At 71.1% G+C, this 23,522-nt stretch carries 26 protein-coding genes and 2 riboswitches; of the genes, 12 read left to right on the forward strand and 14 right to left on the reverse strand.

What is annotated here, in order from left to right:
• Positions 1-10: 10 nt before the first annotated feature.
• Both gcvT and BLR02_RS15340 read right to left on the reverse strand, forming a co-directional pair.
• Positions 11-1,117, reverse strand: coding sequence for a glycine cleavage system aminomethyltransferase GcvT (gene gcvT, locus BLR02_RS15335; protein WP_245704800.1), 1,107 nt, complete (start codon positions 1,115-1,117; stop codon positions 11-13).
• A gap of 39 nt (positions 1,118-1,156) precedes the next feature.
• Positions 1,157-1,263: riboswitch (glycine riboswitch) on the reverse strand.
• Positions 1,264-1,366, reverse strand: a riboswitch (glycine riboswitch). It abuts the riboswitch before it with no gap.
• Between the two features lie 54 nt (positions 1,367-1,420).
• Positions 1,421-1,948 (reverse strand): hypothetical protein, encoded by a 528-nt coding sequence (locus tag BLR02_RS15340; RefSeq protein ID WP_143018149.1) that lies wholly within the window; start codon positions 1,946-1,948, stop codon positions 1,421-1,423.
• A 107-nt stretch (positions 1,949-2,055) separates the two neighbouring features.
• Here BLR02_RS15340 and ispH point away from each other — a divergent pair, with 107 nt between their 5' ends.
• The 3 genes from ispH to rnhA are packed head-to-tail and all read left to right on the forward strand — an operon-like array spanning position 2,056 to position 4,510.
• Complete coding sequence (gene ispH / locus BLR02_RS15345; protein WP_090663811.1) at positions 2,056-3,039, forward strand: 4-hydroxy-3-methylbut-2-enyl diphosphate reductase; 984 nt, start codon at positions 2,056-2,058, stop codon at positions 3,037-3,039.
• A 6-nt stretch (positions 3,040-3,045) separates the two neighbouring features.
• Entirely contained in the window at positions 3,046-4,026 is a 981-nt protein-coding gene (locus BLR02_RS15350; protein ID WP_090663812.1) for a homoserine kinase, read from the forward strand.
• Positions 4,016-4,510, forward strand: coding sequence for a ribonuclease HI (gene rnhA, locus BLR02_RS15355; RefSeq protein WP_090663813.1), 495 nt, complete (start codon positions 4,016-4,018; stop codon positions 4,508-4,510). The genes BLR02_RS15350 and rnhA overlap by 11 nt, the downstream gene beginning before the upstream one ends.
• A gap of 592 nt (positions 4,511-5,102) precedes the next feature.
• Here the strand turns inward: rnhA and BLR02_RS15360 are convergent.
• Positions 5,103-5,378: a hypothetical protein gene (locus BLR02_RS15360; protein WP_090663814.1), complete on the reverse strand. Its 276-nt coding sequence runs from the start codon at positions 5,376-5,378 to the stop codon at positions 5,103-5,105.
• A gap of 116 nt (positions 5,379-5,494) precedes the next feature.
• Between BLR02_RS15360 and BLR02_RS15365 the strand changes: the two genes are divergently transcribed.
• Positions 5,495-5,803: a hypothetical protein gene (locus tag BLR02_RS15365; RefSeq protein ID WP_090663815.1), complete on the forward strand. Its 309-nt coding sequence runs from the start codon at positions 5,495-5,497 to the stop codon at positions 5,801-5,803.
• Positions 5,804-6,299: 496 nt separating this feature from the next.
• On the opposite strand, the gene BLR02_RS29535 is transcribed toward BLR02_RS15365, so the two are convergent.
• Positions 6,300-6,605: a hypothetical protein gene (locus BLR02_RS29535; protein ID WP_090663816.1), complete on the reverse strand. Its 306-nt coding sequence runs from the start codon at positions 6,603-6,605 to the stop codon at positions 6,300-6,302.
• 107 nt (positions 6,606-6,712) lie between these two features.
• Positions 6,713-6,910: a hypothetical protein gene (locus BLR02_RS29540; protein WP_090663817.1), complete on the reverse strand. Its 198-nt coding sequence runs from the start codon at positions 6,908-6,910 to the stop codon at positions 6,713-6,715.
• A 233-nt stretch (positions 6,911-7,143) separates the two neighbouring features.
• On the opposite strand from BLR02_RS29540, the gene BLR02_RS15380 reads away from it, so the two are divergent.
• Positions 7,144-7,506 (forward strand): hypothetical protein, encoded by a 363-nt coding sequence (locus BLR02_RS15380; RefSeq protein WP_090663818.1) that lies wholly within the window; start codon positions 7,144-7,146, stop codon positions 7,504-7,506.
• A 170-nt stretch (positions 7,507-7,676) separates the two neighbouring features.
• Here the strand turns inward: BLR02_RS15380 and BLR02_RS15385 are convergent, their stop codons facing one another.
• Entirely contained in the window at positions 7,677-9,986 is a 2,310-nt protein-coding gene (locus tag BLR02_RS15385) for a heavy metal translocating P-type ATPase (RefSeq protein WP_281201070.1), read from the reverse strand.
• Positions 9,987-10,013: 27 nt separating this feature from the next.
• On the opposite strand from BLR02_RS15385, the gene BLR02_RS30455 reads away from it, so the two are divergent.
• On the forward strand, positions 10,014-10,166 hold the full coding sequence (locus tag BLR02_RS30455; RefSeq protein WP_245704801.1) for a hypothetical protein: 153 nt from the start codon (positions 10,014-10,016) through the stop codon (positions 10,164-10,166).
• A 217-nt stretch (positions 10,167-10,383) separates the two neighbouring features.
• On the opposite strand, the gene BLR02_RS15390 is transcribed toward BLR02_RS30455, so the two are convergent.
• Positions 10,384-11,853, reverse strand: a complete 1,470-nt coding sequence (locus tag BLR02_RS15390; protein ID WP_218127965.1) for a calcium-binding protein — start codon at positions 11,851-11,853, stop codon at positions 10,384-10,386.
• 342 nt (positions 11,854-12,195) lie between these two features.
• Between BLR02_RS15390 and BLR02_RS15395 the strand changes: the two genes are divergently transcribed.
• The 4 genes from BLR02_RS15395 to BLR02_RS15410 are packed head-to-tail and all read left to right on the forward strand — an operon-like array spanning position 12,196 to position 16,495.
• Positions 12,196-14,124 (forward strand): multicopper oxidase domain-containing protein, encoded by a 1,929-nt coding sequence (locus BLR02_RS15395; protein WP_245704802.1) that lies wholly within the window; start codon positions 12,196-12,198, stop codon positions 14,122-14,124.
• 17 nt (positions 14,125-14,141) lie between these two features.
• A complete protein-coding gene (locus BLR02_RS15400) occupies positions 14,142-14,990 on the forward strand; it encodes a copper resistance protein B (RefSeq protein WP_176849594.1) in 849 nt (282 codons plus the stop codon).
• A 29-nt stretch (positions 14,991-15,019) separates the two neighbouring features.
• Positions 15,020-16,276 carry an acyltransferase family protein gene (locus BLR02_RS15405; RefSeq protein WP_143018152.1) on the forward strand — a complete coding sequence of 419 codons (1,257 nt, stop codon included), beginning with the start codon at positions 15,020-15,022 and terminating at the stop codon, positions 16,274-16,276.
• 18 nt (positions 16,277-16,294) lie between these two features.
• Entirely contained in the window at positions 16,295-16,495 is a 201-nt protein-coding gene (locus BLR02_RS15410) for a hypothetical protein (RefSeq protein WP_143018153.1), read from the forward strand.
• 32 nt (positions 16,496-16,527) lie between these two features.
• Here the strand turns inward: BLR02_RS15410 and BLR02_RS15415 are convergent, their stop codons facing one another.
• The 7 genes from BLR02_RS15415 to cueR all read right to left on the reverse strand — a co-directional run bounded on the left by BLR02_RS15415 (position 16,528) and on the right by cueR (position 21,841).
• Complete coding sequence (locus BLR02_RS15415; protein ID WP_143018154.1) at positions 16,528-17,148, reverse strand: hypothetical protein; 621 nt, start codon at positions 17,146-17,148, stop codon at positions 16,528-16,530.
• A gap of 127 nt (positions 17,149-17,275) precedes the next feature.
• A complete protein-coding gene (gene dmeF, locus BLR02_RS15420; RefSeq protein WP_090663826.1) occupies positions 17,276-18,265 on the reverse strand; it encodes a CDF family Co(II)/Ni(II) efflux transporter DmeF in 990 nt (329 codons plus the stop codon).
• Positions 18,266-18,305: 40 nt separating this feature from the next.
• The gene (locus BLR02_RS15425; RefSeq protein WP_090663827.1) at positions 18,306-19,205 is read right to left on the reverse strand and encodes a CopD family protein; all 900 of its coding nucleotides are present in this window, start codon (positions 19,203-19,205) and stop codon (positions 18,306-18,308) included.
• The gene (locus tag BLR02_RS15430; protein WP_090560922.1) at positions 19,202-19,588 is read right to left on the reverse strand and encodes a copper resistance CopC family protein; all 387 of its coding nucleotides are present in this window, start codon (positions 19,586-19,588) and stop codon (positions 19,202-19,204) included. The genes BLR02_RS15425 and BLR02_RS15430 overlap by 4 nt, the downstream gene beginning before the upstream one ends.
• A 188-nt stretch (positions 19,589-19,776) precedes the next feature.
• The gene (locus BLR02_RS15435) at positions 19,777-20,730 is read right to left on the reverse strand and encodes a DUF305 domain-containing protein (RefSeq protein WP_090663828.1); all 954 of its coding nucleotides are present in this window, start codon (positions 20,728-20,730) and stop codon (positions 19,777-19,779) included.
• 153 nt (positions 20,731-20,883) lie between these two features.
• On the reverse strand, positions 20,884-21,300 hold the full coding sequence (locus BLR02_RS15440) for a hypothetical protein (RefSeq protein WP_143018155.1): 417 nt from the start codon (positions 21,298-21,300) through the stop codon (positions 20,884-20,886).
• Positions 21,301-21,358: 58 nt separating this feature from the next.
• The gene (gene cueR, locus BLR02_RS15445) at positions 21,359-21,841 is read right to left on the reverse strand and encodes a Cu(I)-responsive transcriptional regulator (RefSeq protein WP_090663830.1); all 483 of its coding nucleotides are present in this window, start codon (positions 21,839-21,841) and stop codon (positions 21,359-21,361) included.
• Positions 21,842-22,011: 170 nt separating this feature from the next.
• Here cueR and BLR02_RS15450 point away from each other — a divergent pair, with 170 nt between their 5' ends.
• Positions 22,012-22,215 carry a heavy-metal-associated domain-containing protein gene (locus tag BLR02_RS15450; RefSeq protein ID WP_090663831.1) on the forward strand — a complete coding sequence of 68 codons (204 nt, stop codon included), beginning with the start codon at positions 22,012-22,014 and terminating at the stop codon, positions 22,213-22,215.
• Positions 22,216-22,246: 31 nt separating this feature from the next.
• Positions 22,247-23,038: a response regulator transcription factor gene (locus tag BLR02_RS15455; protein WP_090663832.1), complete on the forward strand. Its 792-nt coding sequence runs from the start codon at positions 22,247-22,249 to the stop codon at positions 23,036-23,038.
• The last annotated feature ends 484 nt before the right edge of the window (positions 23,039-23,522 follow it).

Below are 23,522 nucleotides of genomic sequence, written 5' to 3' on the forward strand. Positions count from 1 at the left end.
GGGGATGTCCTCAGCGGGCGTAGCGGTGGGGAACGAAAGGCATCGGCGTGACGCGGGCCGGGATCGGCTTGCCGCGCACGATCAATTCGATCGGGGTGCCGTCCGCCGCATGGGGGCGGGCGACATAGCCCATGGCCATCGGACCACCGAGCGAGGGTCCGAAGCCGCCGGAGGTGATGCTGCCGATGGTATCGCCACCGGGCACATGGATCATCGTCTCGCCCCGGGCCGGCTGGCGCCCTTCCGGCCGCAGCCCGACGCGCAAACGCGCCGTGCCATTGGCCAGTTCGTCGCGGACGCGCCCGGCGCCGGGGAAGTCCCATGCCATGCGGCGGCGCTTGCCGATGCTCCAGGTGAGCGCGGCCTCCACCGGGCTGGTGCTCTCGTCGATATCGGTGCCGTAGAGGCAGAGCCCGGCCTCGAGCCGCAGCGAATCGCGGGCGCCAAGGCCGGCCGGCTGGACACCGGGCAGGCCGAGCAGATGCTTCGCCAGGGCCTCCGCCTCCCCCGCCGGGGCGCTGATCTCCCAGCCATCCTCGCCGGTATAGCCGCTGCGGCTGGCGATGACGGGGATGCCGGCGATCTCCGCCTGCGCAATCCCCATGAAGGACAAGGCGGTCAGCGCCGGGGCGATGGGTGCCATGGCCGGTGCCGCGCCGGGGCCCTGGAGCGCGAGCAGCGCCCGGTCCGGCAGGCGGCGGAGCTGGACGCCCGTGGGCAGCACGGATTCGATCAGGGCGAAGTCGTCATGCTTCCGGCTGGCATTCACCACCAGGAGGAGGCGGTCGCCGAGATTGGCCACCATGAAGTCGTCGAAGATGCCGCCCTCCGGCGTCATCAGCAGGCCGTAGCGCTGGCGGCCGGGCTTCAGCGCCTGGATGTCGGCCGGCGTCACTCGCTCCAGCGCCGCAGCGGCGCCCTCGCCGAGCAATTCGGCCTGGCCCATATGGGAGACGTCGAACAGCCCGGCCGCGCTGCGGACATGCAGGTGCTCGGCCATGATCCCGGCCGGATATTGCACCGGCATGGCATAGCCGGCGAAGGCGACCATCCGCCCGCCAAGGGCGCGATGCAGGTCGGCAAGCGGTGTCTCGAACAGGGTCTCGGTATCGGCCACGGGTCCCCCGACCGCATCTGCGGCGTGAGTTGAAGTCCGTGGCCCCCCTCTGTCCGGTGAACCTGAGAGATTCGGCCAGCGGCCTTCGGGCCGGGCCTTACTCCTTCGGTGCCAGCACCTTGCGGCACCAGGCTTTCCAGAGGTCCCTTCTCCGCGCGGCCCTTCTGCCTGAGCGTTTCCGGGGGCCGGTTGCGCCTTCGGCGGAGGCACCCGGTTGGCCGGGCAGCCCCTCTCTCCCGCGCGGTATCTGCGGGTACGCCTGTCTAGCCCGGCGCGGCCCTTCGATGCAATGCCGCGCTGTGGTCAGCGCGGCCCGCGGCGGCGGTTGAGCGCCAGGTCCTCCGGCGTGAGCTGGAAGGAGACCAGCAGCCGGTAATCCGATGCCTGCCGGTTCTCCCCGACCGGCAGGGAGATCGAGACCGGCGCGCTGTCGATCGTGCTACGCGTCTCGTTGCGGCCGAAATTCACCCGCTCGACGAAGCCCTGCCGGCTGAGGATGGCGTCGGTGCGGCGGTCGATCACGGCGACGAACCAGGGCAGGTCGACGCTCCGCCCCTCCGAGGCGGCGCCGCGCTCGACGCTGAAGCCGGCGGTCATCTGCAAATTGATGCTGCGGTCGCCCCGCCCTGGCCTGCAGGAGCCGTTGAGGCCGATCAGCCGGGCGTCGAAATCGAGGCCGGTCAGGTCCTGCGGGCCGCCGGGGCGGTAGCGGGTCAGGTCGGCGCCCTCTGCCAGCAGGCCCGGATTCGGGCAGGCGATCGGCAATTGGGTGCTGCCGCCGGCACCGCACCCGGCCAAAAGCAGGGCCAACAGGACAACTCTCGACCGCATCACCATATCCCCCTTGAGCCCGGACGGCGGGCCGCTAGTGTGCGCCCCGCCCACTGTGCCCGCCGGCCCGTCGGCACGGCAAATAGCGCCAGCGAGCGAGAGGCACCATGGACCTGCACCCCGACGCGCACGAGCGCAACCTGCCCCGGCTGAATGTCCTGCTGGCCGGGCCCCGCGGCTTCTGCGCCGGCGTGGACCGCGCGATCAAGATCGTGGAGGAGGCGATCCGCCGCTACGGCGCCCCTGTCTATGTCCGGCACGAAATCGTCCACAACCGCTTCGTCGTCGAAAGCCTGGAGCGCCAGGGCGCCATCTTCGTCGAGGAGCTGGACGAGGTGCCGGATGACGCGCCGGTGGTCTTCTCCGCCCATGGCGTGCCGAAATCGGTGCCCGCCGAGGCGAGCCGCCGCAAGCTCTTCTACCTGGACGCCACCTGCCCCCTCGTCAGCAAGGTGCATCGCGAGGCCGAGCAGCACTTCACCCGTGGCCGGCACATCCTGCTGATCGGCCATGCCGGCCACCCGGAGGTGGTCGGCACCATGGGCCAGCTCCCCGAAGGCACGGTGACGCTGATCGAGGATGCCGCCCAGGCCCGCACCGCGCCGGTGCCCGGGGGGGTGCCGCTGGCCTTCATCACCCAGACCACCCTCTCGGTCGACGACACCACGGATATCGTGGCGGCACTGCGCGAGCGCTTCCCCGAGATCCATGCGCCGGCCAAGGAGGACATCTGCTACGCCACCACCAACCGCCAGGCGGCGGTGAAGGCGATCGCCAACCGGGCGGAGCTGATGGTGGTGGTTGGCGCGCCGAATTCCTCCAACTCCCTCCGTCTCGTCGAGGTGGCGGAACGCGCCGGTTGCCCACGGGCGGTGATGGTGCAGCGGGGCCGCGACCTCGACCTCTCGCTGGCCGAGGGCCTCGCCACCATCGGCGTCACCGCCGGCGCCAGCGCCCCCGAGGTGCTGGTGGAGGAGGTGCTGACCCGGCTGCGCGAGCGTTTCACCCTGGTGATCGAGGAGGTCGTGGTCGCCGAGGAGACCATCACCTTCAAGCTGCCCGGCGCCCTCCAGACCGAAGGCGCACGCTAGCCTCCCATGGCCGTCTACACCGAAGTCACCGACGAGGCGCTGCGCAGCTTCCTCGCCGCCTATCCGCTCGGCGATCTCATCGCCTTCCGCGGCATCGCCGAGGGGGTGGAGAATTCCAACTACGCGCTGAAGACCAGGGCGGGCGACTTCATCCTGACGCTCTACGAGAAGCGCGTCGATCCGGCGGAGCTGCCCTGGTTTCTCGGGCTGATGGAGCATCTGGCCGCCCGCGGACTGCGCTGCCCGCAGCCGGTGCAGGCCCGGGACGGGGTGGCGCTGCGCGAGCTGGCCGGGCGGCCGGCGGCGATCTGCACCTTCCTCCCCGGCGTCTGGCCCCGGCGCATCCGCCCGGAGCATGGCGCGCCGCTCGGCGAGGCGCTGGCCCGGCTGCATGCGGCAGGGGCGGATTTCACCGCCATCCGTCCGAACGGCCTCGGCCCCGCCAGCTGGGGGCCGCTGCTCGACCGTTGCCGGGCCGGGGGCGATGCCGTGCATCCGGGCCTGATCACCGAGCTGGACCGGACGCTGTCCGGCATCCTCGCCGCCTGGCCGGCGCCGGGGCAGCTGCCGGCCGGCCAGATCCATGCCGACCTCTTCCCCGACAATGTCTTCTTCCTCGACGGGCCGGACGGGAAACCCGCCGTATCCGGCCTGATCGACTTCTACTTCGCCTGCACGGACCTGCTCGCCTATGACATCGCCGTCTGCCTCAATGCCTGGTGCTTCGAGACGGATGGCTCCTTCAACGTGACGCGGGCGCATGCGGTGCTCGCCGCCTATCAGCGGGTGCGGCCGCTCTCGGCCGAGGAGCGGGCGGCGCTGCCGGTGCTCTGCCGCGGCGCGGCCATCCGTTTCCTCCTCACCCGCCTCTACGACTGGATGGCGACGCCGCCCGGGGCGCTGGTGACGCGGAAGGACCCCCTGGAATACCTGGCGAAGCTCCGCTTCTTCGCCGCAGCCGAAGGGCCCCGCGCCATTGGCCTCTGACAAGACAAGCCCCGACGGGACAAGCGCCGCCGAGACAAGCCCCGGCGAGACCCAGGCGGTCGAGATCTGGACCGATGGCGGGTGCAAGCCGAATCCCGGACCGGGCGGCTGGGCCGCGATCCTCCGCTTCGGCGGGGCGGAGCGGGAGCTTTCGGGCAGCGATGCGGAGACGACCAACAACCGCATGGAGCTCATGGCGGCGATCAGCGCGCTCGAGGCGCTGAAGCGCCCCTGCCGCGTGGTGCTGCACACTGACAGCGAGTATGTCCGCAACGGCATCAGCCGCTGGATCAACGGCTGGGTGCGGAACAACTGGCGCAACTCGGCGAAGGAGCCGGTGGCCAACATGGCGCTCTGGCAGCGCCTGCTGGCGGCGGCCAAGCCGCATCAGGTGGAATGGCGCTGGGTCCGCGGCCATGCCGGCGACCCGATGAACGAGCGGGCCGACCGGCTGGCGACCGAGGCGCGGCTGCGGCTCGGCTGAAGTCCTGTGAATTCTCGCATAAAGGGTCATTTTGGCTTGCATAATGTCACAGTAACGAGTCAAGTAAATCGGGTTCGTTGGACAGTCATTACGCACAAATCCGCTTGGCGTAGGTCGCTTTTGGCGGCCACAACCATAAGCTCAATCCTCCGGCGCAGTCCTGCTGGCATCATATTTTTTTTATTGGAGTCCATGCAGTAGAAAGCCTCCACGATTCCGAGGCATCCGGACCGGGGCGTGCCGCTAACTCTTAGAGGCTGTGCCGATCAGCGTTTCTGCATCGCACGCTATATTTCCGGCACGGCTCCAGGAGTTGCGCCTGGACGCCATTTCCTTGACAAGACTGACAGTTCGCAAGCGTGGCGCCCTAAGGAAACGGTGCCGCTCAAGGAAAGACGTCTGACGAGGGGGCTGCCCGATCGCCGTGTGCCATCCGGCACCATCGCCCTGGTGCCGCCGGTCGGCAGTCAGCCACGAGGCCAAAGTGTCTGCCTGTTAACACGAGCAAGAAATGCACCAGTGCCCGGCCTCGCCGGTCAACGCTGCGTCGACGGGCGCCGCTCCGGACGATGGCCAGGGCGACGCCCAGCAGTCACCTCGCCGCCGGTTGCCCTCTGGTCCGCCGCTCCCCGCGCCAGTGGCGCCAAACCTCCCACGCCAGCCGGGCCAGCATCGCGCCGCCCAGGACCGTCGTGCCGACACCAACCCCCCAGAGGCCGAGAACGGCCGCAGCGGCGCCGATGGTCGAACCCGGCGCCACGACGCCGTCCAGCCAGCCCCTCGGCAGCGGCTCGCCGCCGAAGGCCATGAGCGCGACCCCAGTCGCGGTGATCACCGCCATCATTGCGGTGTAGGACGCCAGCCTCATGGTTCGACCCCCTGCCCCATGGCCATCGGGAACGCGCGGGCAGCATAGGGGCTCCGGAGGCCGTTGCCAGGATGCCGTGGTCCCGGGCTAGGCTCGCGCCCGCAGGAGGACGCCCCATGCCCCCCTACCCGCCCGACCCCGTCGTCCAGGCCGAGGCCCGGCGCCTCGCCGCCGAGGATCTGGACCGCGACCTCGGCCGGGTCGCCGAGATGCTGGCCGAGCGTGGCCACCGCGGCCCGGACGGCGAGCCCTACCCCGCGCGCACCGTGGCGAACCTGCTCGACGAGGAACTCCGCCGCAGGCGCGAGGCGAGGTGGCGCGAGCGGAGCCTCGGGGCGGCCGAGGACTTCGACCGCTGGCTCGAGGACGAGGGGCGCCACTTCCTGGCTGGCGGCGGCGGAGACCAAGGCGGCCGGGAACGCTAGTCGGGCGCGCCAAGCCCGTTCGCTTGGCCCACCAGCATGTTGAGCCGCCTGTGGCGCGACTCGTCCGCCCCATGGCCGCCAGACGTCGTCTCGGCAGGCCATCGGACGCGCAGGGTCGTTCGTACGGCAGAACGCCGCCCAGGCCGCGGGAGCTCCGTCCGGGGGAGGCGGACAGCCCGCATTCAAGCTCTCGGGTCAGACCGGCGCACCGGCAGCACCGACGGGCGCTCCGCCAGTGCACGGAAGTGGGTCTTCATCGCACGGTGTAGGGGCACCGCGCGGGAGGCACAGCCGGTCACCCACGACCCTTGGCGCGCGGCGAAGCCGGGGGACGAGCGTCGCTGGCATGTCGGCGGGCTTGCGGTCCAGCGCGTCGTGGCGACGGTGAACCCTCGCAGCCTTGCGCTCCTCCGGTGGCGCTCCGGCGCTCGCCTTGCCCAAATGACGTCGCTTGGGCGCCTCGAACGGGACACACCGGCGTTCCATGTTCGAGGCGTCAGAATGGGAGAAAACCCACATGCGCCGGGTCAACCTCGTCTTCGGGCTGGCTCTGCTGGCCACGATTCCCGCCTGCGCCCAACCCCTCCACTACGGGGCGGAACCCGCCTACCAAGCCTACGGCCCGGCACCTTACGCGGTCGCCCCGCGCTACTGGGGTGGCGGGTGGGGTGGCGGTCACCACCATGCAGCGCCGCGGCATCGCCACCACGGCGGCCACCACCACCCTCACCACGGCGGGCATCACCACCGCGGTGGGCACGGTCACCACGGTGGTCACCATCACGGCGGCGGCCACCGTCACTGACGCCACGCGCCTTGGCTGGCCTTTTCGGCCGTGGCGCGACTCCCGGGACGAGGCTGCCTGTGAACGCGGCACCACAGGCTGCGCGCTCCCTCGGGACCAGCGCCTCAGTCGCAGGAACACCCCGGTGCCAGGTCCCGAGCCACGGCGAGATAGGCGTTGGCCAGTACGGACCCCGGCAGCGCGTCCCCGCAGAGCGCCTCCAGAGCACGCAGCAGGTGCTCGGCTGCCTCCAACTGGCCCTCGGCCAAGGCCCGCTCGAGAGCGGCCAGGACCTGTTCCTCGAGTTGCGGTGCATCCGTCATCGGCGCCTCCCTCCTGGGCCACGGCGGGCCGCCAGCGAAGGTGGGGGCTGCCTCCGTGGGAGGGTCAAGGGCCGCTTTCATACTTTGTCACACGGCTTGGACGCTCCGGACGGAGGCACCCGGCATCTTCCCGGATACGGTGGCGTTCCCCGCAACAAGGCGGGCCGTCGGCGCCTGCTGGCGCCGCGGCCAACCGACGAACGCGGACACGACAACCAAGGAGACACGCCGGGATGATTGACACCAAGACGCTCCGCCGCACCGGCCTAGCGCTGGCGCTGGGCCTATCGCTCGCGGCTTGCGCCCAGCAGCAGAGCCCGCCGCCCGCCCAGCGGACCGGCGGCATGTCGGGCATGGGCTCGCAAGGCATGGCGGGGCACAACATGTCCGGGATGTCCGGCATGCAGGGGCACGACATGCGCGGCATGAACATGCAGCAGATGATGGCCCACTGCGCCCAGATGCGTCAGCAGATGCGGCCGGGCGCCACGATGAGCGCCGACATGCAGGCGATGATGGCGCACTGCGACCAGATGCACCCGCAGGCGGGCACGGCTGGCGCCGCGTCCGGAGGCGCAACCCAGCACAGACACTGACGAAGCCCAGAAGTGGCAACCCGACGTCCAAGGCATACTGGACGTCGGGCTTGCGGCGTGCCGCCAAGGGCATACCGAGTGCGTTCTAGCCGTTTTGATCCACGCCCGGCATGCCGGGGAGGGCAAGGATTAACCTGCCTTCCTCAAGGATACTTCAGTCAACGGGACCATCAAAGCTTGATCGCTCGCAGCCGTAGCGAGTTGCCGATGACGGACACCGAACTCAGCGCCATGGCCAGCGCGGCGACGATCGGGCTGAGCAGGAGGCCGGTGAATGGGTAGAGCACGCCCGCCGCCAGCGGGATCCCGCCGATGTTGTAGCAAAAAGCGAAGAACAGGTTCTGCCTGATGTTCCTCATCGTCGCGCGCGAAAGCGTCCGCGCTCGCGCGATGCCCGCGAGGTCTCCGCGAACCAGCGTCACGCCCGCGCTCTGCATGGCGACGTCCGTGCCGGTCCCCATGGCGATACCCACATCCGCCTCGGCCAGTGCCGGAGCATCGTTCACGCCATCGCCCGCCATGGCGACGACCTTCCCCTTGGCCCGGAGCTCCCGGACGATGCGGTGCTTGTCCTCGGGCAGCACGTCGCCCTGGAACTCGTCGATGCCGAGCTTCCGCGCGACCGCCTCCGCCGTCGTCCGGTTGTCGCCGGTCAGCATGACGATGTGGATGCCCTCGGCGCGCAGGCTCGCCAGCGCGGCGGGCGTGGTCTGCTTCACCGGATCCGCCACCGCGATGACGCCGCCCGGTCCGCCGTCCACGGCCAGGAACAGCGCCGTGCCGCCCTCACGGCGCAGCTCGTCGGCCTTGGTCGTCAGCTCGCCCAGTTCCACCCCGAGCTCCTGCATCAGCCGCGCGTTGCCCAGCGCGACCCGGCGCCCGCCGACCGTGCCGGTCACGCCCTTGCCGGTGACGGAGGCGAAGTCGGCCGGTTCGCCGAAGGCAACGCCGCGCTCCTTGGCAGCCGCCACGACGGCGGCCGCCAGCGGGTGCTCGCTGGACCGCTCGAGGCTCGCCGCGAGCGGCAGCACCTCGGCCTCGGTCAGCCCAGGAGCCGGAACCACGGCCACGACCTTGGGCTTGCCCTCGGTCAGGGTGCCGGTCTTGTCCACGACGAGGGTGTCGACCTTCTCCATGTGCTCCAGCGCCTCGGCCGACTTGATGAGAACGCCCGCACCGGCGCCCTTGCCGACCCCAACCATGATCGACATCGGGGTGGCGAGACCGAGCGCGCAGGGGCAGGCGATGATGAGCACCGAGACGGCCGCGATCAGGGCGTAGGACAGCGCCGGGCTTGGGCCCCAGACGGCCCAGGCGACGAAGACCAGGACGGCCACCGCGATGACGGCCGGGACGAACCAGCCCGCCACGGTGTCGGCCATGCGCTGGATGGGCGCCCGGCTGCGCTGGGCCTCCGCGACCATGGCCACGATGCGGGACAGCATGGTGTCGGAGCCCACCTTGTCCGCCCGCATCACCAGCGAGCCGGTGCCGTTCACCGTGGCGCCGATGACCTTGGCGCCGGACGCCTTCTCGACCGGCAAGGATTCGCCGGTGACCATGGACTCGTCCACGGCGCCGCCGCCCTCCAGCACCTCGCCGTCCACCGGCACGCTCTCGCCCGGCCGCACGCGCAGCCGGTCGCCGACCTGGACGTCCGCCAGCGGGATCTCCTCGTCCGAGCCGTCCGGCCGGATCCGGCGGGCGGTCTTGGGCGCCATGTTCAGCAGGGCCCGGATGGCGCCGCCGGTCGCCTCGCGCGCCCGCAGCTCCAGCACCTGGCCGAGCAGGACGAGCACGGTGATGACGGCCGCCGCCTCGAAGTAGACCGCGACCGTGCCATCCATGCCCCGGAAACCCTCCGGGAAGACGCCGGGTGCGAAGGTCGCGACCAGGCTGTAGAGGTAGGCGGCACCCGTCCCGAGCGCGATCAGGCTGAACATGTTCAGGCTGCGGTTCACGACCGACTGCCAGCCGCGGACAAAGAAGGGCCAGCCAGCCCAGAGCACAACCGGCGTCCCGAGCAGGAACTGGATCCAGACCGATGTCCGGGGCGGGACGAGGTGGTGCAGGTTCAGGCCCGGGAGGTGCGCGCCCATCTCCAGAATGACGACGGGAATGGTCAGCGCCAGCCCGACCCAGAACCGGCGGGTCATGTCGGCGAGCTCGTGGTTCGGGGCGGCCTCGGCGGTCACCTCCAGCGGCTCGAGCGCCATGCCGCAGATGGGGCAGCTGCCCGGCCCCTGCTGCCGGATCTCCGGGTGCATCGGGCAGGTGTAGATGGCGGCCTTCTGCGCCGCTGTGGGCGCGGCGGCCTTCTCCGGCTGCAGGTACTTCTCTGGGTTCGCCTCGAACTTCGTCCGGCACCCCGCCGAGCAGAAGTGGAAGGTCGTGCCGCCATGCTCCAGCCGGTGCTTCGAGGTCGCCGGGTCCACCTTCATCCCGCAGACCGGGTCGGTGACCAGGGCCGCGTCGGCCACCGCCGCGTCCCCATGTCCATGGTGCGCGTGTCCATGGCCCTGGTGCCCGACCCCGTGGTCGTGGCCGCATCCCGGGCCGTGCTGGTGCCCGTGCCCCCCGTGGTGACCGTGTCCGTGCTGCTGGCCGCTCATGGTGCCGTCTCCGCGATGGTCCGCCTTGGCGGGCCGGTTCTGGTCTGACGGACGCAACGTGGTGCTTCCCATCGTGGGAGGGTCAAGCCGGGAACCCGTCGGACGGCGGCGGACATGCTTTGTCGCAATGCCGGGGGCATTCCCCGCGAGCGGGGTGGAGGCCGGTCACCCTGCCTGGGGCTCTTTCGTTGGACGGCAGCCTGGGACCACGGCTGCAAGGTGGTCGGGACGCCGGTCCGGAGTTCCCGGACCGGCGCGTTCGGGGCTAGGCGAAGATGTACCAGGACCCGACGTCGCTGACGCCGTCGACGAACTGGGGGGTCGGGAACATGAAGTCGCTCTGCCGCAGGTCGTCCTTGGCGACGCCGACGAGCAGGATGGAGCCGTCGTCGCTGCCGTCCTGGTCCATGTCCCAGGCGACCTTGGCACCAAGGTCGGTGTCCTCGACCGAGACGTCCTTGGCGTCGATGTCCATGAAGGCGATGTGGTCGAACAGGCCCTGTGCCAGTCCGGTTGCCCGGAAGTCGAGCACCACGTCGTTGCCGCTGTCCATGGAAACCATGAAGGCGTCGGAGCCCGCGCCGCCCAGGTAGACGTCGTCGCCCTTCCCGCCGTCGAGCATGCCGTGGCCCTCGCCCTCGGCGAGCCAGTCCGGGCCGTCGCCTCCCATCAGCTCGTCGTTCGCGGCACCACCGATCAGGGTGTCCATGCCCTCGCCGCCCTCGAGCTGGTCCGGACCGTCCCCGCCCAGAAGCAGGTCCCTGCCCTCGGCTCCATCGAGAACGTCGTCGCCGCCGTTTCCGAGCAGGACATCGGCGCCCGCACGACCGAAGATCTGGTCCCAGTCGCCGCTGCCGCTCAGCAGCTCGCCCTTCCCAGTCCCGACGATGGCCGCGTATCTGTCGAAGGCGACGGTCTGGGCGCGGTCGCCGGATCCGGGAACCAGGCTCTCGTCAGCCGCCGGAAGGGAGCCGGTGATCTCCGGCCCGGACACGCTCGGGCTCGGGGCCTCCTCGACAGGCCCGTCCGGCGCGCGGGCACCCGGCGGCAGGTCCGGCTCGTTGTAGAACATGAAGTCGTCCTGCGAGAGCCCGGACTTCTGCACGCCCTCAAGCACGACTGAGCCGCCTTCCCAGCTGACCTTCACCCCGGCACTGGTGTCGTTGATGGTCAGGTCTTCCCAGCGGATCTCCTCGAGCGCGATGTGGTCGCCGACGCCGGGTCCGGCGGTGAAGTCGCGGATGACGTCGTCACCCGAGCCTTGGCGCACGATGAAGGCGTCTGGCCCCATGCCGCCCACGAGGGTGTCGTTCCCTTCCTCGCCATCCATGCTGCTGTGGCCGGGTCCCTCGTCCAGGTAGTCGTTGCCGGGACCACCCATCAGGGCATCCGCGTCCGCGGCGCCGTAGAGGGTGTCGTCGCCACCCTCGCCGTGCAGGTGATCCATGCCCGGGCCGCCCGAGAGCAGGTCGGCTCCCTCGCCGCCCGTCAGGACGTCGCCCTCGGGGCCGCCGCCGAGCTTGTCCGCGCCGCCGAGCCCCCAGTAGTGGTCGGCGGCGCCGGTGCCGCCGAAGCTGTCCGCCCCGAGGCCACCCACCGCGAGCTGGTGCTCGGGCATGCCCGGAATGGTCAGGGAGACCTGCTCTCGCTCCGTCCGCTCAGGGGTCACGGTCTCGGTCCCGAGCAGCCGCTGCACCAAGTCCAACAGTTCTCTCGCCACGCCGTGATCCTCCATCCCATGCTGTGGCCGCGCGATGGGACGGCGATGCAGGCCCAGGCGCGCGGCATCCGGAGAACACGGCGCGCTCGGCCGGGGTTGGCCCCGCATCCATGACGTAGTGTGTCAGCGTGTCGGGTCCGGACCGTTGCTCTCCGGCCGAATGTGCATGCCTGCATGACGAAGTATGTCCAGGCGCCACTCGCCCGTTGCGGGCGGCGGGGGCGGGCGGCAGCTTCCGGCACCAATGTGAGCCTTGGGCGGCGGCGCGCCGGGGCCGGAGGTGTCGGGATGACGAAGACATTCGGGTTCGGGGCCGCGCTCCGGCGGCTGTCGCTGGCCGGGGCGACCTTGCTGGCCGTGGCGGTGCCCGCGCTGGCGCAGAGCGTCGACCTGACGCTTGAGGAGCGCACGGTCAACATCAACGGCACCGACCGTCCCGCGGTGACGGTCAACGGCCAGTTCCCCGGCCCGCTGCTTCGCCTGCGCGAGGGCGAGGAAGCCTTGATCCGAGTGACAAACCGGATGCGGCAGTCCAGCAGCATTCACTGGCACGGCCTCATCCTGCCCTCCGCGATGGACGGCGCCCCCGGCTTCAGCACCGGCTTCGTCCGCGGCATCGCGCCCGGCGAGACCTTCGAATACCGTTTCCCCGTCGTCCAGTCCGGCACCTACTGGTACCACGCCCACAACCTCGACCACGAGCAGCGGGGCCTCTACGCCCCCATCGTCATCGACAAGCGCGAGCCCGAGCCCTTCCGCTACGACCGCGACCACGTCGTCCAGCTTTCCGAGTGGACGGACGAGCGGCCGCTGCGCGTGCTCCAGAACCTCAAGCGCGACCCCGGCTACTACAACTGGAACCGGCGCACGCTGGTGGACCTGATCCGCGACCTGGGCCGCGCGCCGGACGGCGAGGCACGCCGGGCCATCGTCCGCAACCGCATCGAGTGGGGCAACATGCGGATGGACCCCACCGACATCGCCGACGTCACCGGAGCGACCTACCGCTACCTCGTCAACGGCTTCCGGCCCGAAACGCCCGCGACCCTGCTGTTCCGGCCGGGCGAGCGCGTGCGACTGCGGCTCATCAACTCCGGGGCCATGACGTACTTCGATGTCCGCATCCCCGGCCTCAAGATGACGGTGGTGCAGGCGGACGGGAACAACATCCGGCCTGTCGTCGTGGACGAGCTCCGCATCGCGGTCGCCGAAACCTACGACGTCATCGTCGAGCCGCGCGACGACCGGCAGTACCAAATCCTCGCCGAGACCATGGACCGCACGGGCTGGGCCAGGGCGCGCTTGGCGCCGCGCACGGACGCCCCGGTCGAAGCCTTGCCGCAGCACCGCCCGCGGCCGGTCCTGACCATGGCCGACATGATGATGAACCCGGGGCCGACCGGCCTCGACCGCGGCACCCCGCTGCCCGAGCAGGACCAGCCAGGCCACGTGGCGCCCATGGGCGGCATGGACCACGGCTCCATGGCAGGGATGGGCGCCGGGCAGCCGCAGGGTCAAGCCGCCGCCCCAGCCATGGACCATGCGGCCATGGGCCACGGCGCCATGGCCGGGATGCCGGGCACGGGCGGTGGACAGGCCGCAGCCCCCGCAATGGACCACGCAGCCATGGGCCACGGCGCCATGGATCACTCCGCGATGGGGCACGGCGCACCGGGGAGGTCCGGCGCGCAGGGACCGGGCACCCCGGCCACGACCACGGCGGGCGGGATGGAGGCGCACGCGGGTCATGGCGGCATGACAATGGCCGACCCGGTGGTGCACGACACCGGATCTCCCCCCGGCGCCCGCGTGCTGTCCTACCGCGACCTGCGCCCGCTGCGCGCCGACCCGGAATACCGGACCCCGGACCGCATCATCGAGGTGCGCCTGACCGGGAACATGGAGCGCTACATCTGGTCGATGAACGGCAACGAGTTCTGGCGCGCCCAGCCCATCGTCGCCCGGCTCGGCGAACGCCTGCGAATCCGCTTCATCAACGAGACCATGATGAACCACCCCATGCACCTGCACGGCATGTGGATGGTCCCGGACCTCGGCAACGGCGCCTTCAACCCCCGCAAGCACGTGGTCAACATCAAGCCAGCCACCTCGCTCGACGTCGACGTCATCGTGGACGCCGAGGGCGACTGGGCCTTCCATTGCCACCTGCTCATGCACATGGAGTCCGGCATGATGCGGATCTTCCGTGTCACCCGTGACGGCACGCCCGTCGCGTCCACGCAGCAGCCTGCGCAGGCGGCCATGCCCGCCGGGCATCGCCACTGATGCCGCGGGAGATCAGCATGACCTTCTCGTTTTCGAAGGCGACGTCGGCTGGCCTGCTCGTCGCCGCCCTGTCCTTCTCGTCCGCCTGGGCACAGGCGGGCGGCGGCCATGCTGGCCACGGTGCGCCCGTAAGCCTGGGAACGAACCCGTCGGCCGTCCAGAGCGTCGGGACGACCCCGGCGTCCGGCGCCGAGGACCACACCGGCCACTCGCCCATCTACTTCGGAGCCGTGCTGTTCGACCAGAACGAGATGCGCAGCAACGGCCGCGGCAGCCCGATCTACGCCTGGGAGGGCTCGGGCTTCTACGGCACCGACTACCACCGCGTCTGGGTGAACACGCGCGGCGAGACCAGCCGCGAGCGCGGCGCCCTGGAGAGGGCCGAGGCGCAGGTGCTCTACTCGCGCCTGATCGGCTACTACTGGGACCTCCAGGCGGGCGTGCGCCACGACTTCCGCATCGACCCGCGCGAGGGCACGCCCTCGCGGACCTACGGCGTGTTCGGTCTCCAAGGATTGGCGCCGGGCTTCTTCGAGGTGCAGCTGCAAGGATTCGTCGGCGGCGACGGGGTGTTCCTCGCCCGCGCCGCGGCCTCCTACGACCTGCTCATCACCAACCGGCTCGTCCTCCAGCCCGAGGTGGAGCTGAACTTCTCGACCGGATGGGACCGCGACGCCCTCATCGCGCCCGGCCTCTACCGGACCGAGGTCGGGCTGCGGCTGCGCTACGAGATCACCCGCGAGTTCGCGCCCTACATCGGCTACTCCTTCGAGAGCTTCAACGGCGGCGCGACCGGCCTGAACCGGCGGCTGGGCGAGAAACCATCGCAGTCCACGGTCGTGGCAGGCATCCGCATCTTCTTCTGACGACGAGCCCAAGCTCCGGGGAAGCGCAAATGACAAGGATGCCGAAGCATCCGGGAGCGGCCGCGCCGTCCCGAGACGACGAGGCTGTGCTGAACCGCTTGGCTTCCGCCGAGTGGGACCGGGCGCCGGGCGCTGGCGGCGGCCCGCTTGGGCATGCCCCGAACGCCGCCGACCTCTCCCGCACCATCGAGGTCGCCCGCGTCCTCCTCGTCATCGGCCTCGTATTCCTGCACTACGGCGCCATCCCGCCCGGCTGGGTGTCTCCGTTCCGGGGCGTCGACCCGGACGCTCCGCACCGGGTCGCGTCGTTCGTCAACAGCGCCGTCCTGTTCTTCTTCTTCAGCGCGGTGCCGCTGCTCTCGACGATCTCGGGCTGGCTGTTCTTCCGGTTCAGCGAGAAGCGGGTCTGGCCCGCGCTGCGGCGCCGAATCGGTGCCCGGGTGCGCTCGCTCTACGCGCCCTTGGTCGTCTGGAACGCGGTCTTCCTGCTGGCCCTGCTCGCCCTCCACGCCACCGGTGAAGGAGCCTCGCTGCTTCGGCAGATGAACATCGACTTCGACCACGCGGACGGCATGGCTTACGTGAACGCGGTGCTGGGGCTGACGGACCACCCGGTGGCGTTCCAGTTCTGGTTCGTGCGCGACCTCTTCCTCACCGCGCTTCTGAGCCCCCTGCTCTGGCTGTCGCTGCGCCACAGCCCTTGGCTGGGCGCCATCGTGCTCGGCGGGGCCTGGACCATGGACTGGAACCTGGTCGTGTTCTTCCGGGCGGACGTGCCCTTCTTCTTTTACCTCGGCGCCCTCGCGCGGCTCCGCGGCTACCTGCCGATGCCGAGCGGCCGGGCGACGTCGGCGCTGGTTGCCTTCTACGTCGGGCTGGTCCTCCTCCGTGCGTCCGCGCCGCTCCTGGTCGACGTGGACGCGCCGGGGACGGCCTGGCTGCTCGACTTCGCCACCCGCGCCATGAGGCCGGTTGGGGTGCTGGCCTGCTGGGGCGTCTGCCTTCGGATCGCGGCGGCGCCCTGGAGCGGCGCCGTCGCGCGGCACAGCAACTTCGCCTTCTTCCTGCATGCGACGCACTACCCGCTGATCGCGGCGGTGAAGCTCGTCCTCTGGCACGTGCTGCCTGCGGAGACGGACGTTTGGCTGCTGGCGCACTACGCCGCGAGCGTGGCCGTGACCGTGCTGCTTTCCTTCGGCGCGGCAAGGTTGATCGCTGCCGTCTCGCCGGGGCTCTACACATTCCTCGCTGGTGGGCGCGACATCCGCGTGCCCTCCCGCGCCTAGCGGCAGGGATCTTGGATCGTGAACGGGGGCTCAATGTTGATGCGGACGGGGCTTTTCCTTGCGGCGGCCACCCTGCTGGCTGCCTGCGCCACGGCGCCCGCCGGGATGCAGCGTGCGGCGCCGCCCGCCCACGCCACCGGCGCGGGCATCGGCGGGCCTGCGAGCGCGACCGGCGCGGCACCGGCGGCGGTCCCGGCCTCGGAGCACCGGCATCACTGACACCTGACGTGGGGCCGGTATCTGCTCCTGAGCTATAGGCCCAGTGCGCCGCGGATTACGGGGCCAACCTGCTCCCAGACCCCGGCGAGGTCGGCGGCCGCCCCGAGAGCGCCGCCCAGTCCTCCCACCACCGCCCTCAGCATGCCCGGCTTCCGCTGCTCGGGCTTCGCGGCCGCCTGCTGGGCCACGTACTCGACCTGTTCCAACAAAGCGTTCTTCTCGGCGTCGTTGGTGACTTTGGACTGGATGATTGCCTCGGTCAGGCTCTGCAGAGCCTTTTCGACTTCGTGGTGCCCTGCCTCGCCTAGTCCTTTCACCGTGACGACAATGCTGCGGACGGTGCCCGTATTGATCGAGCCGACCACCCCGCCACTGACGGTGATGCTGGTGTTGGAGATGGCGCCGTTGGGGATTTGTGGCATTTGCACTCGGTAGCTCCCTCCAATGCCCCCGGTCATCGCATCCGCCTCGGCCAGCGCCATGTTCATCATGGCGGCGTGCTGCTGGAACTGGAGCGTCTGGGCCACGGTGAACCGGTAGTAGCAGTCCACGCACAGGCCCTGGCCGCCTACGTTCATCAGAGCGGGGCGGCCGTCCTGCGAGCAAACGAGGACGCGGGGTTTCTTGGCTGCGGGAGAGGAGGCATCAACCATGACCTCTTCTACCCTCGCGCCCCCGTGACGGCCATGCGAATCAATGTGCCGACGGCTCTCCAAACCGCCCTACCACCGAACTCGCTGAAGTGGAGGCTCGAGGGCAGTGCCCTCGGCCTCGCCGCCCTCAGGCCGCTTGCCCATGCAGGACTGGCGCCTCCCGGCACTCCTGCACCTCGACCGTGACGTGGGCCACGCCGAGTCCCGCCGGGATGAGCGCCTTGTAGTGTTCCGGCGGACGGGGCGTGTGGGTGACAACGCCGAGGGCGGCCGCGTAGACGCCGGGCGCTACCGACCAGACGTGGAGGTCGTAGAGGCGGTTGTCGCCAACTCCCTCGACGGCCTCCCGCACCCCCTGCAGGACCGGCTCCGGTGCCTGGTGGTCGAGCAGGATGCGGCTGGTGTCCCGGAGCAGGCCCCAGGACCAATGCGTGACGAGCGCGGCGCCGACTAGGCCCATCAGCGGGTCCATCCACCACGCGCCCAGGAACAAACCCGCCAGCAGCGCCGCGATGGCCAGCACCGAGGTCAAGGCGTCGGCCAGGACATGCAGGTAGGCCGAACGGAGGTTCAGGTCGTGCCCGTGGCCTTGGTGTTCGTGGTCATGGTCATGATGCTCATGGTGGTCGTGGTCGTCATGGCCCTGATGGTGGCTATGGTCGTGGACGCCGAGGAGCAGGACCGAGGCGGCGTTGACGGCGAGGCCGACCACCGCGACCGCGATCGCCCAGCCGAAGGCGATGGGCACCGGGTTCACCAGCCGAGCGACGCTCTCCCAGACCATCGCCAGCGCGAAGGCGGCGAGCAGGACAGCCCCGGTGTACCCGGCGAGTGCGTTGACCTTGCCCGTTCCGAAGGCGAAGCGCGGGTCGGCCGCGTGGCGACGCGCGTAGGCGTAGGCGAACGCGCTGATGCCGAGGGCGGCCGCGTGCGAGCCCATGTGCAGCCCGTCCGCAAGCAACGCGACGGAACCGAAGGCCAGCCCGGCGCCGATCTCGACCACCATCGTGGCCGCGGTGAGCAGGAGGACGAGCAGCGTCCGGCGCTCGCCCGTGCGGGGACGGTCCTGGCCGAAGGTGTGGCCGTGCCGCCAAGTGTCCATCGAATGCTGGTGCATAGTGCTCCTAACGCCGCTTCCGCCTTGAGGGCATGGTACGTCAGTGCATCCGGTGCGCGAGGCCGGGCGGCGAGGTCGATACCATCTCGGCGGCCGCGTAGAGCAGCAGCAGGGCGACCACCGCCTCGAGGGCGATCGAGCGGGCCAGCCTGGCCCCCGCTCCCGGCGCGCGGGCCGCCAGCGCCGGTGTCAGCCGGAAGCGGTGCCAAGCCGCGAAGCCCAGCAGGACGGCCACGAAGGCCACCTTGGCCATGAGCGCCCAGCCGTACCAGGAGCCGAGGAGCTGCCCGAGGTCGCCGACGATCCACCAGGCGAGCACCAAGCCCGCGGCCGCCAGAACCGGCACGGCGACCGCCGCGACGCGGGCCCAGTCCTCGACGAGGTGGGCCGCGTGCGGGCCGTCCCGCCTCGAGACCCAGGCGAGCGGCGGCAGGCTGCCGATCCAGTAGGCGGCCACCACGAGGTGGACCAGCAGCAGTCCCGCCAGCAGCGGCCGGGGCACGAGCGACGTCGTGTGCCCGAGGAGGGCGTAGCTGGCGCATACGACGACGCCACCGGCGGCGGCCAGTGGCGCCCAGCGCGGGCCGAAGGCGAGCGAGCCGACGAGGAGCATGCCGAGCCCGCCCAGCCCGTAGGAGGCCCCCGCCGGGGACATGAGCACGATGCTCCAGCCGTCCGGGTCCGTCAGGGTATCGCCACCCATCAGGACGCCCACATGGGCGGTCAGGGCACCAAGGGCGGCCGCGATGGCGAGCAAGCTGGCGCCGGTCGCCCAGCGCCGCAGCCGCCGGGCGTCGCCCTCGTCCAGCCGGGCGCCGAACAGGAGCGCGAAGAAGGCGAGGCCCGCGCCGCCCAGGCTGCCAGCGTAGTAGGCCGCCCGCAGCGCGATGGCCGCCGCCCCGTAGCCCAGCTCGCCGCCCTGGAGCAGGGCCAGGATCACCGGGCGGCGCGCTCGACCCGGAAGCCCACCGTGCCGCCGCCGACATGGCCGTCGGCCGAGGCGCCGCGCCACTCGACCCGGTAGGCGCCGGGCGGCAACGTCTCCTGCACGGTCGCCCGCACCTCCGCGACGGCGGCACCGCGCTCGCCTTCGCGGGTCAGCTTCCTCTCGCGCCCCGCCTCGTCCAGCAGCTTCAGGGTCATCACCCGCACCGGCATCGCGAACATCAGGGAGATGGCGGGCGGGGAACTGCGGAGCACCGCGCCGTCGGCGGGCTCGGCGTGGTGGAGCTCGGAGTGCGCCAAGGCCGGACCCGCCGCGGCCAGGCCAAGGACGATGGCGGCAGCCACGAGGGAGCGGCGCCGGGGGAGCGAAGCGGTCATGTCGAACCTCGGGTTTATGTGCGGCACGGTGCCGGGCGGCCCGGCCAGGAGCTTGGGTGAATCCCATGGCACGCGCGCGGGGCGGCGCGGAACCGTCCGCACGGTGCCAGCAATCATTCGAAATCTGGGAGGGGGAAAGGCGTCGGAGGTGGCCCGGCAGCGGCTGGAGCCGCCGCCGGACCGGTCACTCAGTGCCCGTGGTGCGCGTGGCCGCCCTGCGCCCGCGGCGCGGATGCCGCGCCGTGACCGGCGTGCCCGGCGGACGCAGCAGGGTGCTGGGCGGGAGCCGCAGCCGGGGCCGCCACGCCGTGGACCGCGTGGGCGTCGGCGGCCGACACCTGCGTGGACGCGGCGGCGCCGTGCCCAGCGTGCGACATGCCCTCCATGCCGTGGACCATGGAGGCGGGCACCTGCACGGCGTTGGCGTCGCCCGCGTACGCGGCGATGGCGCGCCGCATCAGCGCGATCTCCTGGGTCTGGTCGGTGACGATGTCGACGTTCAGCAGGCCGAGGAAGGTGTTCCGGCCGTTCCGATCCGCCTGGTAGGCGCGCGCCATGTCGAGCGCGCCCTGGTGATGGATCGTCATGGCCTTGGCGAACTGCACGTCGCGCTCGGTGACCGGCGCGCCCTTCGAGAACACGGCCGCCAGCGGGCCAGGCACCGGGTACTTCATGAAGCGGTCGCGCTGCCCCAACCCCTCCGTCGCGGCGGGCTGCACCGCGAACCGGGCGAAGCCGAGGTTCACCACTCGAGCGGGCCGGTCGAGGTTCCGCGCCACCTCGTCCAGCAGGCCGATCTCGAACCGCTGGTTGTGGACGATGGCCTGGGCCAGCTCGCGGAGGGCCGGGCTGCTGGCGTTCGGGTCGGCCAGGTACTCCTCGGACATCGAGAGCGCGCCCGCGTGGTGCGCCCGCATGCCGGTCACGTAGTCACGGTCAGCCTTGACGGCCGCCGCGAGGACCTCCGGGGACATGACGGAGTAGGAGGTCGTGGCCACGGGCGACGCGCCCGGCTCGTACTGCTCGCCCACCATGGCCCGGGCGGGCGAACCGACCGCCAGCGCCGTCGCGGCGACCGCGGCGGCAAGGGTCAGGCAGAGCGGGAGGCGCTTGGTGGCGCGGATCTGGTTCGTCGAAGACATGTGCTTGGTCCTGTCGCTTTCCCCACGACCGCGTGCGTTTGGCAACGCCGGTCGTGGTGCCCCCGAAGGGGCCGTGATTCCTTGGTCTCGGCTGTTGGTGCACCGGGGCGACATCTCGTCGCCTGTCGGCGCGACCGGACGCGCTGGCGCCGGTCAGGTCACCTGTCGAGGAGGCGGAAGCGACGGGGGGACCTCGATGCCGAAGCTCGCGTGCGCCGGGACGAGGTAGCGGATGGTGGCGCCGGAGGACGCCTGCGGACCGGCGTACGCGGGCGGGAGGGCGCCGACGGCGGACGGGCACTGGGCGGCGGCGCAGCAAGGCAGGCCCCGCTCGCCGCTGGAGTTGCCGCATGGCTGGCCTGGCTCCTCGGCGGAGACGGACGTGTGTCCCAAAGTGGCATGCACCGACACCGCCTCCATCAGGGTGGCGGCGTCGCCATGTGCAACGCAGTGCTCGGCGGCGGTCTGCTGGACGGGCGTGGCCGCCGAGGCGTGCCGCATGGCGGGACCCGGCAAGGCGAGCAGGACCAGTGCGAGCAAGCCCGCGACGACCCTACTGAATGTGCCCATGCCCCTCGGCATCCCCTGAAATCCTTGCCCTCGGTTGATATTACCCGGTGTCGTTAACCTAGCCCGCGTGGCACCCGGCCGGGAGCCCAGCGGCGGCGCCTTTTCCGCGGCGGACATCCTTTGTCACGGTGCCCCGGTGCTCTGGCGAGCGACCGCCGCCCTCGAAATCGTGCAGGATCGGGCAGTCGGGCCGGTGGTCGCCGTGACAGGCGTCGGCCAGCTCTTGGAGGGTGTCCCGCATGGCGGTGAGCTCGAGGATCTTGGCGTCGAGCTCGGCCACGTGCTCCGTGGCGACCCGCTTCACGTCGGCGCTCGACCGCTCCCGGTCCTGCCAAAGGCCGACCAGCAACTTGATGCGCTCGATGGAGAGGCCGAGGTCGCGGGCCCGCCGGATGAACCGAAGCGTGTTAACATCCTTGGCCGAGTAGACCCGGTAGCCTGCCTCGGTCCGGGCCGCCTTCGGCAGGAGGCCGATCTCCTCGTAGTAGCGGAGCATCTTGGCCGACACGCCCGAGGCCGCCGACGCCTGCCCGATGTTCATGCCCGCCTCCGTTCCCGACCGCCCCCATGGCGGCGTCTGTTGGCAAAATGGGGTTTCCCATGGTGGGAAGGTCAAGGCCATTCTGGCACCAGCTTTGCCTCGAACGGACCTTGACCCTCCCATGGTGGGAAGCTCCATTTGGGGAGCCTCCCCGAGTTCAGGAGGTCGGCATGGTGGTCTTCAGGGTTGCGAACATGAGGTGCGGCGGCTGCGTTCGGTCGGTCACGTCCGCCCTGCGCGGCGTGGACCCGGCGGTCGAGGTCCGGGTGGACCTGGGGCGCCGCGAGGTCACTGTCGAGGGCGTGGCGGACGCGGACGTCCTGGCCCAGGCACTGCGCGGGGCTGGCTTCGAGGGCGAGAGGGTCTTCGCCTGATGGTTGGCCGGACTCCCAGGCTTGCCCCGGGATGAACGCGGCCCTCAGCGGCGGCCCGCCTGGCGAGCCGCCGGGCCGTCGCGGTCTCGACCCGGAGGCGCACGTCCTCGTCGTCGAGGACGACGCCTCGATGCGCCACCTCATCGCCCGGCTGCTGCGCGAGAACGGCTTCCGCTCCACCGGCGTCCGCGACGGCCGGGAGATGTGGGAAACGCTCAGGAACACCGAGGTGGACCTGGTCCTGCTCGACGTCATGCTGCCCGGCGACTCCGGCATCGAGCTCCTCCGCGAGTTGCGGGCCGAGCGGGGCGCGCTGCCGGTCGTCATGGTCACCGCCAAAGGTTCGGAGGCCGACCGCGTGCTCGGCCTCGACCTCGGGGCGGACGACTACCTGCCCAAGCCGTTCGGGCGGCGGGAGCTGCTGGCGCGGGTCCGCGCGGTGCTGCGCCGCGCCCGTCCAGCCGCCGCGGCGCCCGCGAAGCCCGCCGCCCGCGCCTCCATCCAACGGGTGCGCTTCGACAGCTGGACCGTGGACCTCGCGCGGCGCGAGTTGCTGGGGCCCGGTGGCACGGTCGTTGACCTCTCCGGCGCCGAGTACGACCTGCTGCTGGCGTTCATCGAGCACCCGCACCGGGTGCTGGCGCGGAACCAGATCCTAGAGCTGTCGCGCGGCCGCCTCGCGGACCCGAACGACCGGAGCGTTGACGTGCTGGTCAGCAGGTTGCGCCGCAAGCTCGAGGGCGAGGAGGGCGGGACGGCGATGATCAAGACGGTGCGCGGCGCGGGCTACATGTTCCTGCCCGCCGTGGAGCGCGTGGGTTGAGGCGCGGGCTCGGCTGGCTCTTGCCCTCGAGCTTGGCGGGCAGGACCACCCTGATCCTGCTGGCCGGGCTCCTGGTGTTCCACTTCGGGAGCGTGTGGCTCCTCCAGGAGGGCGTGCACGGGGCGATGGAGGAGGGCCGCGAGATCCAGGCGGCCGAGCACATCTCCGCAGCCGCGCGCGTTGTCGCCGCCCTGCCCGAGGAGGCGCGCGAGCGCGCCGCGAGGGCGTTCTCCGCCCGGGGCTTCGAGGTCACCTGGGAGCGCTCGAAGCCCTCGGGAACCCTGGACGAGGCGTCCCTGGCCCCGCTGCGGGAGCGGCTCGAGGAGCGGGCGCCGGAGCTGGCGGGACTGCGCATCGGCTACGACCCGAACGCTCAGGGAGAGCCGCGGCTCATCCGCGGCAGCCTGCGCCTCGCCGACGGCACCTGGGTGGCGTTCCCCGCCGCCGGGCTGGAGGTCGCCTCGGTGCCCGCCCACGCGTCGCT

Origin of the sequence: Belnapia rosea (genome assembly GCF_900101615.1) — a bacterium.
Classification (GTDB): Bacteria; Pseudomonadota; Alphaproteobacteria; order Acetobacterales; family Acetobacteraceae; genus Belnapia; species Belnapia rosea.

Bases quoted from the DNA above. Each gene is read 5' to 3' on its own strand.
- BLR02_RS15340 (WP_143018149.1), bottom strand. From the start codon at position 1,948: ATGCGGTCGAGAGTTGTCCTGTTGGCCCTGCTTTTGGCCGGGTGCGGT.
- ispH (WP_090663811.1), top strand. From the start codon at position 2,056: ATGGACCTGCACCCCGACGCGCACGAGCGCAACCTGCCCCGGCTGAAT.
- BLR02_RS15350 (WP_090663812.1), top strand. From the start codon at position 3,046: ATGGCCGTCTACACCGAAGTCACCGACGAGGCGCTGCGCAGCTTCCTC.
- BLR02_RS15360 (WP_090663814.1), bottom strand. From the start codon at position 5,378: ATGAGGCTGGCGTCCTACACCGCAATGATGGCGGTGATCACCGCGACT.
- BLR02_RS15365 (WP_090663815.1), top strand. From the start codon at position 5,495: ATGCCCCCCTACCCGCCCGACCCCGTCGTCCAGGCCGAGGCCCGGCGC.
- BLR02_RS29540 (WP_090663817.1), bottom strand. From the start codon at position 6,910: ATGACGGATGCACCGCAACTCGAGGAACAGGTCCTGGCCGCTCTCGAG.
- BLR02_RS15380 (WP_090663818.1), top strand. From the start codon at position 7,144: ATGATTGACACCAAGACGCTCCGCCGCACCGGCCTAGCGCTGGCGCTG.
- BLR02_RS15390 (WP_218127965.1), bottom strand. From the start codon at position 11,853: ATGGAGGATCACGGCGTGGCGAGAGAACTGTTGGACTTGGTGCAGCGG.
- BLR02_RS15400 (WP_176849594.1), top strand. From the start codon at position 14,142: ATGACCTTCTCGTTTTCGAAGGCGACGTCGGCTGGCCTGCTCGTCGCC.
- BLR02_RS15405 (WP_143018152.1), top strand. From the start codon at position 15,020: ATGACAAGGATGCCGAAGCATCCGGGAGCGGCCGCGCCGTCCCGAGAC.
- BLR02_RS15415 (WP_143018154.1), bottom strand. From the start codon at position 17,148: ATGGTTGATGCCTCCTCTCCCGCAGCCAAGAAACCCCGCGTCCTCGTT.
- dmeF (WP_090663826.1), bottom strand. From the start codon at position 18,265: ATGCACCAGCATTCGATGGACACTTGGCGGCACGGCCACACCTTCGGC.
- BLR02_RS15430 (WP_090560922.1), bottom strand. From the start codon at position 19,588: ATGACCGCTTCGCTCCCCCGGCGCCGCTCCCTCGTGGCTGCCGCCATC.
- BLR02_RS15435 (WP_090663828.1), bottom strand. From the start codon at position 20,730: ATGTCTTCGACGAACCAGATCCGCGCCACCAAGCGCCTCCCGCTCTGC.
- BLR02_RS15440 (WP_143018155.1), bottom strand. From the start codon at position 21,300: ATGGGCACATTCAGTAGGGTCGTCGCGGGCTTGCTCGCACTGGTCCTG.
- cueR (WP_090663830.1), bottom strand. From the start codon at position 21,841: ATGAACATCGGGCAGGCGTCGGCGGCCTCGGGCGTGTCGGCCAAGATG.
- BLR02_RS15450 (WP_090663831.1), top strand. From the start codon at position 22,012: ATGGTGGTCTTCAGGGTTGCGAACATGAGGTGCGGCGGCTGCGTTCGG.
- BLR02_RS15455 (WP_090663832.1), top strand. From the start codon at position 22,247: ATGAACGCGGCCCTCAGCGGCGGCCCGCCTGGCGAGCCGCCGGGCCGT.